This window comes from Knoellia sp. AC549, assembly GCF_979258975.1.
Genome location: NZ_OZ409890.1, coordinates 820656 through 834068, shown reverse-complemented (window position 1 = coordinate 834068; position 13413 = coordinate 820656). Strand labels below are relative to the sequence as shown.

The following is a 13413-nucleotide window of genomic DNA, read 5'->3' as shown; positions in this document are numbered from 1 at the left end:
CGGTTGGCGCACGCGGGGCTCTGGCCAGTGGCACAGTGGGGCGATGGTTGAAGGGGAGGTCGCCGGACTCGTCCTCGCGGCAGGTGCCGGACGGCGCATGGGTGGCCCCAAGGCGCTGCTCCGCCTCTCGCCGACCGGGCCGTCCCTCGTCGAGACGGCGGTCACCCGCCTGCGTGAGGCTGGCGTGGTCGCGGTCCACGTCGTCGTCGGCCATTCGGCTCCCAGCGTGCGGCAGCGCGCCGAACGCGTCGGCGCCGTCGTCGTAGAGGCGGAGGACTGGGACGAGGGCATGGGCGCCTCGCTGCGGTGCGGGCTCGACGCCCTCGAACCCACCGATGCGGCGGCCGCCCTCCTCATGCTTGTCGACCTGCCTGACGTCGGGTCGGACGTCCACGCTCGCCTCCTGGGCGCTGCCGGCGGCGGGGCCTTGGAGGAGGCGCTGGTGCGAGCGACCTATCACGGGCGTTCCGGGCACCCCGTGCTCGTGGGGCGCGACCACTGGCGGCTGGTGCGGAGCCACGCCGTCGGGGACCAAGGGGCACGGGGGTACTTCGACGCGAACGCTCCCGAGCTCGTCGAGTGCGGGGACCTCGCGACGGGCCGGGACATCGACCGACCCGGAGACATCTGACTCCTTGCGTACTGAGCGTGTTCGCCTGCAGCAGAACCGAATTCGCGCCTTCGAGACTTGACGCTCGAACGTTCGTTCGATTAGAATCAGGGCATGGAAAGCACCGCTGCGACCGCCGCCCTGGAGGGCCGGTATGCCGCGTTGTCTGCTTCCGCTTCGGACATGAGATCCGAGGAGCTGCTGGACGTCATCGAGCTGGCGCAGCGGGAGAAGGATGCGGCGTCGGCCCGGCAGGCGGTGGCGTTGGCGCACCTGTCCGCGCGGGACTCGCACGTGCAGGAGGACGGCACGTCGGTGGAGGTGCACCACGGGTTGGGGTACCAGCGTCTGGATGCTCCGGAGCTGGCGGCGCCCCGGTTGGGGTGTTCGGTGCATGTCGCGGCGAACCGGGTCCTGGATGCGGTCCGTCAGCTGACCCGCACCCCTGGGGTGGTCGATGCGATGGCCGCTGGTGACCTGGATGAGCACCGGGCGCGGGTCGTGACGGAGGAGACGGAGTTCCTGTCCCCGGAGTCCGCGGCGGAGGTCGTGGACCGGGTCAAGGACGTGTGGGGGCAGCTGACGACCGGGCCCTTGCGGCGGCTGCTGGCCCGGACCGCGGCGCAGGTCGACCCGCACGCGGTGACCGCGCACGCGCAGGACGAACGTGCCCGGCGCGGACTGACCCGGCGCACCGGGGTGCACGGCACGGACCACTGGCGGGGGGACTTCAAGGTGGAGCAGGCGCGGACCGCGTGGGCTGCGGTGACCGAACGTGCCCGTCAGCTCGTGCGTGACAAGCAGGCCGACTCCCTCGAACTCGCCCGCGCCGACGCGATGATGGAGCTCATCCTCGAACACTCCGACGTCAAGGTCGTCGTCCACGCCACCCGCGCCGCCGACGACGACGAGGCGCCTGTGAGCGACACGGCTCAGGCCACCGCCACCGCCACCGCTACCGCTACCGCTACTGGCACTGGCACTGCCGCCGGCTCCGGCTTCGGCTCCGGTGAGGACCTCGTCGAGGTCGGTGGGCTTGGTGCTCTCGGGACGACGTTCGTGCGCCGGGACTGGCTCCATGCCGCCGGCGCCTCCGACCCGGACCGGGACCTCACCTGCGACCGTGGCACCGGCGCGCTGGTGGCCGGTGACATCCCGAAGGCGTTCGCCCGCGGCCAGGACAGCGCCCGCCGCGCGCACCAGAGCCGGGAACGCGCACGAGAACGCGCTCGCGAGAAGGCCCACGAACGCGGAGACGCACCACCCGCGAGCAATGCACCGCCTGACGACCTCATCGCCGACTCCTACCGCGTGCCCGACCCCATGGCCCGACTCATCCGGCTGCGCGACGGGTCCTGCCGCTTCCCCGGCTGCGCCACCCCCGCACGCCAGTGCGACCTCGACCACGTCCGACCCTGGCCGACCGGCCCCACCACCCCGACCAACCTCATGGCGTTGTGTCGGCGTCACCACCGCATCAAGCAACGCGACGGCTGGACCGTGCGCCTGCACCCTGACGCCACCGCCACCTGGACCGACCCCACCGGACTGTCCACCACGACCTGGCCCGTGGACCACCTCCACCTCGTCACCGCCGGCCGCACCCACCGCGACCCCACCACCTCCGGTCGCGTCACGGTCGACCCCAGCCAGATCCCGACCACCTTCGAAGAAGGGCTGGCTGAGCTCCTCGACAGCCACGACATCCCACGACACCCCCGCGCGTACCCGGTCTCGTTCGACATCGACGGCAACACCTACGGCGGACCACCACCCAAGATCGACCTCGACCACAACCCGAACTGGGAGCGCTACGGCATCAACTTCCCACCCCGGCCACCCCACACGCCGGAGCCCATTCCGTTCTGAGGGAGCCCCAGCCCGGGCGCGGACGTGTGACGATGCACGGTATGGAGTTCTCCACTGCCGCGGATCTGCGCTCCGCCCTCGAGGGCACCGGCTACCTCGCCGACGACGAGCTGGCCACGATCGCGTGGCTCGCGACGCGGCTCCACCGGCCGCTGCTCGTCGAGGGGGAGCCGGGCACCGGCAAGACCGCACTGGCCGAGGCGCTGGCCGAAGCCGGCGGTGTTCCCCTCATCCGACTCCAGTGCCACGAAGGCATCGACGCGAGCCAGGCGCTCTATGACTGGGACTTCCCGCGCCAGATCCTGCACCTGCGTGCGGTAGAGGCCGTGGACGGCGCCGCGTCGCTCGAGGACGTCGAGTCCGGGTTGTTCACCGAGCGGTTCCTCGTGGCGCGCCCCATCCTGCGGGCCCTGCGCGAGGCCCCGGCAGTGCTCCTCATCGACGAGATCGACCGCGCCGACGACGAGTTCGAGGCCTTCCTCCTGGAGGTCCTGTCGACGTGGCAGGTGAGCATCCCAGAGCTCGGCACGGTCCGGGCGACGACACCTCCGCTCGTCATCCTCACCTCCAACCGGACCCGCGAGGTCCACGACGCGCTCAAGCGCCGCTGCCTCTACCAGTGGCTCGAGCACCCTTCTCTCGAGCGGGAGCTCGCGATCGTGAGGTCCCGCGCGCCTGAGGTCCCGGAGGCCTTGGCCGAGCAGGTCGTGCGAGCCATCCACGGGGTGCGCACCGACGGCGAGCTGCTCAAGCCCCCAGGCGTGGCCGAGACCCTTGACTGGGCACGCGCCCTCCACGAGCTGGGCGTCCGCGAGCTCGACACCGCGTCGGCGGCGGCGTCTCTCGGGGTGGCCGTGAAGTACCGCGAGGACGCGGCGAGGGTCCGAGCCGCCCTCGACCGGATCCTGGCGCGGTGACCGTGCTCGCGCGCTCGGCCGAGGAGATCCTCCTCGGTTTCGCGCGTGCACTTCGCGCGGCCGGGGTGGCGGTCACCGCCGACCGCGAACGCACCTACCTGCGTGCAGTCGCCACCGTGGGTCTCGAGGACCAGCCAGCCGTGTATGCCGTGGGGCGGGCGACTCTCTGCGGCTCACCGTCCGACCTCGAGAGGCACGATCTCGTGTATGCCGCGTGGTTCGGTGCCGAACGTGCCGGAACGGCGCGTCGGCCGCCGCAGCGTCCACCCGCCTCGATGGCCGACCTGCTCGACGGCGCGGACCAGCAGGAGTCCGGGGAAGGCGACCAGGACGAGATCCGCGCCATGGCCAGCGCCACAGAAGTGCTGCGGCACAGGGACATAGCCGCGATGTCAGCCCGCGAGCGGGCCGCTCTCGCAGCGATGTTCGCCGCTCTCCGACCCCGGTCGCCGAGGCGTCGCACCCACCGCCTGGCCACCGCGAGGCTGGGGCGCGTTGACGCCCGGCGCACGCTGCGCGAGATGGTGCGGCGTCACGGTGAGCCCGGTCCGATCCGGCACCGGCGGCGGACCGAGAAGGCCCGCAGGGTGGTCGTGCTCCTCGACGTCTCGGGGTCGATGAACGCCTACACGGACGCGCTGCTCCGGCTTGGCCACGTGTGGTGCCGCAGTGCCGCGTCGGTCGAGGTCTTCACCCTGGGCACGCGGCTCACCCACGTAACGAGGGCCCTGCACCAGCCGGATCCGGACCGGGCCCTCGTCGCGGCGGGTCAGGTGATCCCGGACTGGTCGGGCGGGACCCGCCTCGCCGACGGGGTGAGGGCCTTCCTCGAGCACTGGGGTCGGCGGGGCATGGCCCGCGGGGCCGTCGTCGTCATCGTGAGCGACGGGTGGGAGCGGGGCGACCCCGCGCCCCTGGCCGAGCAGATGCGACGGCTGCACGCCCTGTCCCACCACGTCGTCTGGGCCAACCCGCATCGGGGGCACCCGGCATACGCGCCGGTCCAGCAGGGCATCGTCGCGGCCCTGCCGTACGTTGACACCTTCGTGGCCGGACACTCGATGGCCGCCTTTGCCGAGCTGCTGGAGGTCGTTGCCGATGCGTGAGGTCCTGGCGGAACTGCGCGAGTGGTGGGAGGCCGGTGAGGGCACGGCCCTCGCGACGGTCGTCGAGACGTTCAACTCCTCGCCCCGACCTCCCGGTGCGTCGATGCTCGTGGGCGCCGACGGGACGGCGGTCGGGTCGGTCTCGGGTGGTTGCGTCGAGGGCGCGGTCTATGAGGTGGGCCAGGACGTGATCGCCTCTGCCACACCGCAGCTGAGCCACTATGGCATCTCGGACGACACGGCATACTCCGTCGGTCTGACCTGCGGCGGACAGCTCGACGTCTTCGTCGAGCGTGTCGACCGCGACAGCTTCCCCGAGCTCGGGTCGGTCGCGGACGACATCGCCGCGGACCGACCCGTGGCTGTGGCGACCGTCGTCGCGCACCCCGATCCGGCCTGGGTCGGGCGCCGCCTCGTCGTGCGACCCGACACGGTCCACGGGGACCTCGGCAGCGCTCGGGCCAACGAAGCCGTCACGGACGACACCCGCGGTGCGCTGGCATCCGGCTCGACCGAGACGCTGACCTACGGACCCGACGGCGAGCGGCGCGGCGAGGGGATGCGCGTCTTCGTCGCGTCCTATGCGCCCAAGCCGCGGATGATCGTCTTCGGTGCCATCGACTTCGCGGCGGCGGTCGCGGACGTGGGCCACTTCCTCGGGTATGCCGTGACCGTGTGCGACGCGCGCCCGGTCTTCGCCACGCCGGCCCGGCTGCCGGCGGCGGACGAGGTCGTCGTCGCCTGGCCGCACACCTACCTCAAGGAGGAGGTCGAGGCCGGGCGCATCGACGGGCGCACGGTGCTCTGCGTCCTCACCCACGACCCCAAGTTCGACGTGCCGCTGCTCGAGGTCGCGCTGCGGCTGCCCGACGTGGCCTACGTCGGCGCGATGGGTTCGCGGCGCACGCACGACGAGCGGATGGAGCGGTTGCGCGAGGCCGGTGTCACGGGCGAGGAGCTGGCTCGCTTGTCCTCGCCCATCGGCCTCGACCTCGGCGGGCGCACCCCGCAGGAGACAGCGGTGTCGATCGCCGCCGAGATCATCGCCCGCCGCTGGGGCGGACGCGGCGAGCGGCTGGCCGTGCGCGAGGGGCCCATCCACACCTGACCTGCTGGCCGAGGCTGTGGATCTCGCCGAAACCTTGCAGGGGTTGTCCGACCAGTGCAGGATCGCGAGTACTGCACTTACGCCCACGGCGAAGGGTCAAGGATGACTCGCATCACGGTCACGGTCGACGGCACGTCCTACAGCGACGAGGTGGAGCCACGGATGCTCCTCGTCCACTACCTGCGCGAGGGGGTGGGAAAGACCGGGACGGTGATCGGCTGCGACACGAGCAACTGCGGCGCGTGCACCGTCCACCTCGACGGCAGGAGCGTGAAGTCGTGCAGCGTCCTCGCCGTCCAGGCCGACGGGCACGAGGTCACGACCATCGAGGGGCTCGCCACGGACGGTGAGCTCCATCCCATGCAGCAGGCGTTCCACGAGTGCCACGCCCTCCAGTGCGGCTACTGCACGCCAGGGATGATCATGCAGGCCATCGACGTGCTGAACGAGAACCCGAACCCCTCCGAGGAGGAGATCCGGGTCGGTCTCGAGGGCAACCTCTGTCGGTGCACCGGCTACCACAACATCGTCAAGGCCGTGCAGCAGGTTGCCGGCCAGGGCGCCCTCCAGGACTTGACCGAGACCATCACCGCAGGAGTGCAGTCATGACCGCCGTCGACGACCGCCCCGAGGCCAAGACCGCCGAGATCGGGCGCGCCCGGCGCCGCAAGGAGGACCAGCGACTCATCACCGGCCGCACGAAGTGGACCGACAACATCCAGCTGACCGGGATGCTCCACCTCGCGATGGTCCGCAGTCCGCTGGCGCACGCGACGATCACCAACATCGACACCGAGGCGGCCCGGTCCGCCCCCGGCGTCATCGCGGTCTTCACCGGCAAGGACATCGCCGACATCCAGGGTGTCAACATCACCGCGTGGCCCATCTCGGCCGAGCAGAAGTCACCTGACCACCTGCCGATGCCCCTCGAGCGCGTCGCCCACACCGGCGAGATCGTCGCCGTCGTGGCGGCCCGCACCGCTGCCGCAGCACGGGATGCCGCCGAGCTGGTCGACGTCGACTACGACGAGCTCCCGGCCGTCCTCGACCTCAAGGAGGCAGCGACGGACGCGGTCCTGGCGCACCCGTCGCTCGGCACCAACAAGTCCGCCTTCTGGCAGCTCGACTCCAAGGAGGGCGGCACCGGCGAGGACGTCGACGAGGCGATCCGGCAGGCCGGCATCGACGGGATCCTCATCGAGCGCGAGTACCGCCAGCAGCGCCTCATCCCGGCGTTCATGGAGCCGCGGTCCACGGTCGTGGACCCGACCGGCGAGCAGGTCACGATGTGGTCCGCCACGCAGATCCCGCACATCCTGAGGTTCTGCATCGCCGCCACGACGGGCCTGCCCGAGTCCAAGATCCGGGTCATCGCCCCGGACGTCGGAGGCGGCTTCGGCGGCAAGCTGCAGTCGACCCCCGAGGAGTTCGTCACCCTGGCCGTCGCACGCAAGCTCGGCAGGCCCTGCAAGTACACGGAGACCCGTTCGGAGTCGATGGTCTCCGCGCACCACGGTCGTGACCAGTGGCAGAAGCTCACGCTCTGCGCGCAGAAGGACGGGACGGTCACCGGGCTCAAGGTCGAGCTGATGGCCGACCTCGGCGCGTATGCCGCGATCGTCGGCGGTGGTGTGCCCGTGCTGGGCGCCTGGATGTTCAACTCGATCTACAAGTTCCCGGCATACCGGTTCAACACGACGAACTACTACACCAACAAGACCTGGGTGGACGCCTACCGCGGAGCAGGGCGACCCGAGGCGACCTACGCCATCGAGCGGCTCATGGACGAGCTTGCGGCCGAGGTCGGCGTCGACCCTCTCGAGATCCGCGAGAAGAACTGGATTCGGCACGAGGAGTTCCCGTTCACCACGGTGGCGGGCATGACCTACGACTCCGGCAACTACGAGGCCGCGACGGCCAAGGCCAGGGAGCTCTTCGGCTACGACGAGCTCCGCGCCGAGCAGCAGCAGCGGCGCGACTCGGGTGACCCCGTCCAGCTCGGCATCGGTGTCTCGACCTTCACCGAGATGTGCGGGCTCGCGCCCTCACGCGTCCTCGGCTCGCTCAACTACGGCGCGGGTGGCTGGGAGTCGGCGAGCATCCGGATGCTCGCGACCGGCACCGTCGAGGTCATCACCGGCACGTCGCCCCACGGTCAGGGGCACGAGACGGCGTGGAGCCAGATCGTCGCCGACCGGCTCGGCATCCCATTCGAGAACGTCGAGGTCCTCCACGGCGACACCCAGATCGCCTCCAAGGGCATGGACAGCTACGGGTCCCGGTCGCTCGTCGTCGGTGGTGAGGCCCTCGTGCTCGCAGCCGATAAGGTCATCGAGAAGGCGAAGGTCATCGCGGCGCACCTGCTCGAGGCCAACGCCGACGACCTCGAGTTCGCCGAGGGCACGTTCACGGTCAAGGGCACGGACAAGGGCATCGGTCTCACCGACGTCGCACTCGCGACGTTCGCCGGGCACAACCTGCCCGACGGCGCCGAGCCGAGCATCGACGCCGACGCGACCTTCGACCCGGTGAACTTCTCCTTCCCGCACGGCACCCACCTGTGCGCCATGGAGGTCGACACCGAGACGGGCGCGACGAAGATGCGCAAGTACGTCTGCGTGGACGACATCGGCGTCATCATCAACCCGCTCATCGTCGAGGGCCAGGTCCATGGCGGACTCGTCCAGGGCATCGCCCAGGCGCTCTGGGAGGGCGCCGAGTACGACGAGCAGGGGACTCTGGTCTCCGGCTCCTTCGTCGACTACACGCTCCCCACGGCCGCCGACACGATCAGCTTCATCACCGACCACACGACGTCGCCGGCGACGTCGAACTCGCTCGGCACCAAGGGTGTTGGCGAGGCGGGCACGATTGCCTCGACACCGGCCGTCGTCAACGCGATCGTCGACGCGCTGCGACCGAGGGGCATCAACGACATCACGATGCCGTGCACCCCCGAGCGGGTGTGGACGGCGATCCAGACGGCCGGGTCCAACCAGGCCGCGCCGGTCCCGGCCGAGGCGCAGCCCCACTTCGAGGCGGACTCCGCCAACCAGGACGACCCCGGCTCGTCCGGCGACGATCCCGGCTCGTCGAGCGAAGGAGCAGGCCAGTGATCCCCGCAGCGTTCGACTACGTCGCCCCCACGTCGGTGGCCGACGCCCTCGCCGCCCTCGCCGAGGCCGGTGACGACGCCAAGGTCCTCGCCGGTGGCCAGAGCCTCCTGCCCGTCCTGCGGATGCGCCTCAACGCGCCCGAGCTGGTCATCGACCTCGGGCGCATCGAGGAGCTGCAGGGCATCAGGGAGGACGGCGACCACATCGTCATCGGCGCCATGACGACCTATTTCGACGCCCTCGCCTCCGACCTCGTGCGCGAGCACGCAACGGTCCTCCACGCCGCGATCAAGGAGGTCGCCGACCCCCAGATCCGGCACCGGGGCACGGTGGGTGGTGCCCTCGTCCACGCCGACCCGGCCGGCGACGTCGGGGCGCCGGCACTCGCCCTCGACACCGAGTTCGTCATCACGGGCAGCGGGGGAGAGCGCACGGTCGCGGCCGCCGACTTCTTCCAGGACCTCTTCGAGACGGCTGTCGGTGAGGGTGAGCTCCTCACCGCGATCCGCATCCCGAAGCACACCGGCTGGGGCGCCCACTACGAGAAGTTCGTCCGCGTCTCGCACCAGTGGTCGATCGTCGCGGTCGCGGCAACCGTCCGCGTCGAGGGTGGGTCGATCGCTGAGGCACGCGTCGGGCTGACCAACATGGGCTCCACGCCGCTGCGCGCGTCCGCGGTCGAGGCGGCACTCGTCGGGGCAGCCGCGACGGACGAGGCGGTGCGTAAGGCCTGCGCCGCAGCAGCCGAGGGCACGAACCCGCCGAGCGACCTCAACGGCAGTGCCGACTACCGCCGTGCGCTGGCACCCGTCCTCACCCGTCGCGCCGTGCTCGCAGCGGCCGGAGGCTGAGCGTGGAGCTCCATCACGAGTTCACCGTCCCGGGCGAGATCGACCGGGTCTGGGACACGCTTCTCGACCTCGAGCGCGTCGGTGGCTGCTTCCCGGGCGCCACGGTGACCGAGGCCAGCGCGGACGGCTTCGCCGGGACCGTCAAGGTCAAGCTCGGTCCCATCGCCCTGGTGTATGCCGGGTCCGGCACCTTCCTCGAGCGCGACGCCGCGACCCACCGCGCCGTCATCGAGGCCAAGGGCAAGGACAAGCGCGGCAACGGCACTGCCGGCGCCACGGTCACTCTCCAGCTCACGCCAGACAGCGACGCGACGAGGGTCGAGGTCGGCACCGACCTGGCCATCACCGGCAAGCCGGCGCAGTTCGGGCGCGGGGTGATGCAGGACGTCTCCGACAAGCTGCTGGGCCAGTTCGTGGCCTGTGTCGAGAGCCAGTTCGACGAGCCCGAGGCGCCCGCCGAGCCGAGTGAACCCGTCGTGGACCAGCCCGAACCCGTTGTGGCACAGCCGAACCCGCCTCCACGGCCGGCGCCGAACCCGGCCCCGACGGTGGACGATGCGATCGACCTCGGTGCGGTGGCCCTGCCCTCGGCGGTCAAGCAGTGGGGCCCGTATGCCGTGGCCGGGCTTGTCGGTGCCCTTGTCGGCTACGCGTTCGGCCGCGACCACGGCTGACCGAGGCGCTGGGCAGGGCTGCGGTCAGGCGGCCCTGCCGTAGGTGTCCACGTCGTGGGAGCTGCGGCGGTGGTCGGCGTCGTGCGCGGCGGGGTGGCGGTAGTCGTCGGCCCAGGGTGCTGACCCGTGGCGACGGTTGCTCGCCTCGAGGGCCCAGACGAAGAGGGCCGTGAGGGTGAGCGCAGGGATGAACGGGGCGATGGTGGCGAGGAAGGTGCTCATGGCTCAAGTTTGACGTCCGGACACATCCTGCCACGAGTGGCAGACCTGACACCCTTGCGCAAGATGCTGCCAACCTGCCATGCTGACGCCGTGACTCTCCGCTCCGTCGCCGTCGTCCTGCAGGACCCCGTCGCGCTCTTCGAGTTCGGCGTCCTGTCCGAGGTCTTCGGGATGGACCGGACCGATGACGGCGTGCCGCCCTTCGACTTCCGCGTCTGCGCAGAGGACCCGGGTATGCCGTTGCGCACCGACTCCGGTGTCGTCCTGACCGCGCCCCACGGGTTGGAGGCGACCAGGGACGTCGACCTCGTGGCCATCCCGGCCAGCCCGACGGCATACACCCCGTCGGAGGCCGTGAAGCAGGTGGTGAGGGACGCCGTGGATCGTGGGGCCTACGTGCTGTCGGTGTGCACGGGCGCCTTCACGCTCGGGGCCGCTGGAGTGCTCGACGGACGCGAGTGCACGACGCACTGGATGCACAGCGACAAGCTCGCGGCGAGCTACCCGCTCGCCAGGGTGAACCCGGACGTCCTTTATGCGCACGACGGCCAGGTCATCACGAGTGCGGGGACGGCCGCGGGCATCGACGCGTGCCTGCACCTCGTGCGGTCCGAGCACGGTGGCGCCGTCGCCAACCGCATCGCCCGTCGCATGGTCGTCTCACCGCACCGTGACGGCGGCCAGCGCCAGTTCATCGACCAACCGGTGCCGGTCACCGAGTCCGAGAGCCTCGGTCCGGTCCTCGAGTGGATGCTCGAGCACCTGGCGCAGCCGCACACCGTCTCTGAGCTGGCCAGGCGCGCGGCGATGTCGTCGCGCACCTTCGCTCGGCGATTCGTCGCGGAGACGGGCACGACGCCGCACCAGTGGATCACCGACCAGCGGGTCCTGCGGGCGCGCGAGCTGCTCGAGGAGACCGACCTGTCGATCGAGCAGATCGCCGGCGACGTCGGCTTCGGCAGCGCAGCCCTGCTGCGTCACCACTTCGCCCAGTGCACGGGTCTGACCCCCACGGTCTTCCGGACGCGACACCGCTCCCCGGCCTGAGCCGAGGAGCGGTGTGCGCGTTGCTGACTCAGCGCGCCGGTGTCACTTGGGTGCGTTCGGCACGAGGCACATCACCGACGCCGAGCGGTTGCCCGAACCATCGATGGCATAGACCTCGGCGTCGCCCCTGCCCTTGAGGTTCCACTCGACGACACCGTTGCCCGGCTTCTGGCTGGGCCTGGCACCGTTGGCCTCGACGTACTTGATGTCGGTGTCGACCGTGAACGGGCCCCAGACCGTGGAGCTGCCGTCGTCCTTGACGAAGACGTCGAGGTCGCCGTCCGGCCACACGTCGTCGTGGGCGACGAGCCGGTAGAAGCCGTCCTGGTTCTGGCCCTGACCACCGTTGCCGGGGGCGCCGGGGACGTGACCGTCCGGGTTCGTCGACTCGACGCAGGACGCGACCGGTGGGGTGGTGTCGCGCCACAGCTTCGACACCGTCCGGGTCGCCTCGTCACCGTGGATGGTGGCGGTCGCCGAGATCGTGTCGGTGCCGAGGGAGGCGGGCTCGATCGGGACGTCATAGGTGAACGTCACCTGGCCCGCGGCGTCGGTCGCGCACGAAGCCGGTGCGCAGACTCCGGTCTCGCCCGTGTTGGGTCCGGCCGAGACGGAGAAGTCCACCGCGTGGCCGGCGAGGTCGGACGCCGGACCCGTCACGGTCGCGGTGACCGTGTGGGCGTTGTCGCTACCGAGCTCGTTGGTCGCCGTCGGGGGAGTGAGGGCGAACGCGAAGACCGAGAAGCTCTCGCACCGCGTCACCGAGCCGGTGGCCGTGGGATCACTTGCCGGGCCGATGCCCGTCGCCGTCGCGCAGACCTCGTGCAGGCCCGGAGCGAGGTCGTTGCCGGGTGCGGTCCAGGTGATCGAGGCCGGTCCCGCGGTCGGCAGGGCCGTGCTCGGCGTCGACGTGACCGGTGCACCGTCGAGCGTCACGCTCAGCCCGGTGAGGGTCGTCGCCGTGACGTTGGTGATGACGTCGGGCAGGTCCGCCGGGTCCGGCACGGCGAAGCAGGTCGTCCCGCTGGCCGTGGCCATCGCGCTGAGTGTGCCGGCCGAGCCGCCGCCGCACGAGCTGCCACCGCCCACGGCGAACGGATAGATCGTCGCGCCCGCCGTCACCGAGGTCAGGGCGGCGTTGAACGCCGCGAGGGTGCCGGCATTGGACTCGCCGTCCGAGAGGAAGACGACGTTGACCTGGCTTCCCGAAGCAGCCGCGACGAGCGTGCTCGCCGCCTGCAGCCCGGCCGCGTAGTTCGTCGAGCTCCCGCCGATGCTCTTGTTCGTGAACTGGCCGATGACCCCGGCGCTGAGGGAGTCCACGACGGTGTCGACATCGCTGCCCGAGGGTGAGGTGAACCGCTGGTCGCCCGCAGTCGCCCGCATGTCCGCCGTCGCTGCGCCCTCGCCGAAGGCGGCGACCGCACTCTCGAGGGCGGAGCCGTCGGTGACGACGAGGTCGTTGAGGCCCTTCACGGCGACCTTCTCGCAGGTGAGGATCGTGCGGGTGGCGTCACAGCTCTGGCTCGTGCTGCCGGACACGTCGACGACATAGATCCAGCTGGTGCTCGGTGCTCCGGTGGCGATGCTCGCCGTGCCCGAGAGTGGCACGTCGACGGTGGTGTCGCCCGCGGGCACGATGAACGAGTCGCCGTCGACGGGTGACGTGACGCCAACGGTGAGGGCTGCCCCGTTGGGGAGGCTCCCCGACGTCGAGCCGGCCACCGCCGCGGGCACGACGAGGGCGGCGACCGCGAGGGCGGCGCCGCTGGTGAGACAGGCGCGTCGCCGCGCCCGTGGTCCTGTTTTCATGATGTGTTCCTCCTGGTTGGTGCGATCGCCCAGTGAGGTCGTCCGCCGACCGGACGGCACCGCGCTCGCTGTGGGGAAGGA

At 71.0% G+C, this 13413-nt stretch carries 12 protein-coding genes; 10 read left to right on the top strand and 2 right to left on the bottom strand.

Translation table 11 applies throughout. The features are described 5' to 3' along the window. Positions 1–43: 43 nt before the first annotated feature. From ACZZ98_RS04030 to ACZZ98_RS03990, 9 genes are all read left to right on the top strand, one after another. Complete coding sequence (locus tag ACZZ98_RS04030) at positions 44–631, top strand: nucleotidyltransferase family protein (RefSeq protein WP_463515040.1); 588 nt, start codon at positions 44–46, stop codon at positions 629–631. Positions 632–724: 93 nt separating this feature from the next. Beyond that, positions 725–2479, top strand: a complete 1755-nt coding sequence (locus tag ACZZ98_RS04025) for an HNH endonuclease signature motif containing protein (protein ID WP_463515039.1) — start codon at positions 725–727, stop codon at positions 2477–2479. Between the two features lie 41 nt (positions 2480–2520). After that, a complete protein-coding gene (locus tag ACZZ98_RS04020; RefSeq protein ID WP_463515038.1) occupies positions 2521–3396 on the top strand; it encodes an AAA family ATPase in 876 nt (291 codons plus the stop codon). Beyond that, positions 3393–4502, top strand: coding sequence for a vWA domain-containing protein (locus ACZZ98_RS04015; RefSeq protein WP_463515037.1), 1110 nt, complete (start codon positions 3393–3395; stop codon positions 4500–4502). Before ACZZ98_RS04020 ends, ACZZ98_RS04015 begins: the two co-directional genes overlap by 4 nt. Continuing rightward, positions 4495–5610 carry an XdhC family protein gene (locus tag ACZZ98_RS04010; RefSeq protein WP_463515036.1) on the top strand — a complete coding sequence of 372 codons (1116 nt, stop codon included), beginning with the start codon at positions 4495–4497 and terminating at the stop codon, positions 5608–5610. The genes ACZZ98_RS04015 and ACZZ98_RS04010 overlap by 8 nt, the downstream gene beginning before the upstream one ends. A 102-nt stretch (positions 5611–5712) precedes the next feature. After that, positions 5713–6219, top strand: a complete 507-nt coding sequence (locus ACZZ98_RS04005; protein ID WP_463515035.1) for a (2Fe-2S)-binding protein — start codon at positions 5713–5715, stop codon at positions 6217–6219. Next, complete coding sequence (locus tag ACZZ98_RS04000) at positions 6216–8726, top strand: xanthine dehydrogenase family protein molybdopterin-binding subunit (protein WP_463515034.1); 2511 nt, start codon at positions 6216–6218, stop codon at positions 8724–8726. Before ACZZ98_RS04005 ends, ACZZ98_RS04000 begins: the two co-directional genes overlap by 4 nt. Further along, positions 8723–9577, top strand: a complete 855-nt coding sequence (locus ACZZ98_RS03995) for an FAD binding domain-containing protein (RefSeq protein WP_463515033.1) — start codon at positions 8723–8725, stop codon at positions 9575–9577. Before ACZZ98_RS04000 ends, ACZZ98_RS03995 begins: the two co-directional genes overlap by 4 nt. Positions 9578–9579: 2 nt before the next feature. Next, positions 9580–10251 carry an SRPBCC family protein gene (locus ACZZ98_RS03990; protein WP_463515032.1) on the top strand — a complete coding sequence of 224 codons (672 nt, stop codon included), beginning with the start codon at positions 9580–9582 and terminating at the stop codon, positions 10249–10251. Positions 10252–10275: 24 nt separating this feature from the next. Here the strand turns inward: ACZZ98_RS03990 and ACZZ98_RS03985 are convergent, their stop codons facing one another. Continuing rightward, positions 10276–10473 carry a hypothetical protein gene (locus ACZZ98_RS03985; protein ID WP_463515031.1) on the bottom strand — a complete coding sequence of 66 codons (198 nt, stop codon included), beginning with the start codon at positions 10471–10473 and terminating at the stop codon, positions 10276–10278. 63 nt (positions 10474–10536) lie between these two features. Between ACZZ98_RS03985 and ACZZ98_RS03980 the strand changes: the two genes are divergently transcribed. Beyond that, on the top strand, positions 10537–11520 hold the full coding sequence (locus ACZZ98_RS03980; protein WP_463517715.1) for a helix-turn-helix domain-containing protein: 984 nt from the start codon (positions 10537–10539) through the stop codon (positions 11518–11520). Positions 11521–11562: 42 nt separating this feature from the next. Here ACZZ98_RS03980 and ACZZ98_RS03975 read toward each other — a convergent pair whose 3' ends face one another. Then, the gene (locus tag ACZZ98_RS03975; RefSeq protein WP_463515030.1) at positions 11563–13332 is read right to left on the bottom strand and encodes a hypothetical protein; all 1770 of its coding nucleotides are present in this window, start codon (positions 13330–13332) and stop codon (positions 11563–11565) included. Between the last annotated feature and the right edge of the window lie 81 nt (positions 13333–13413).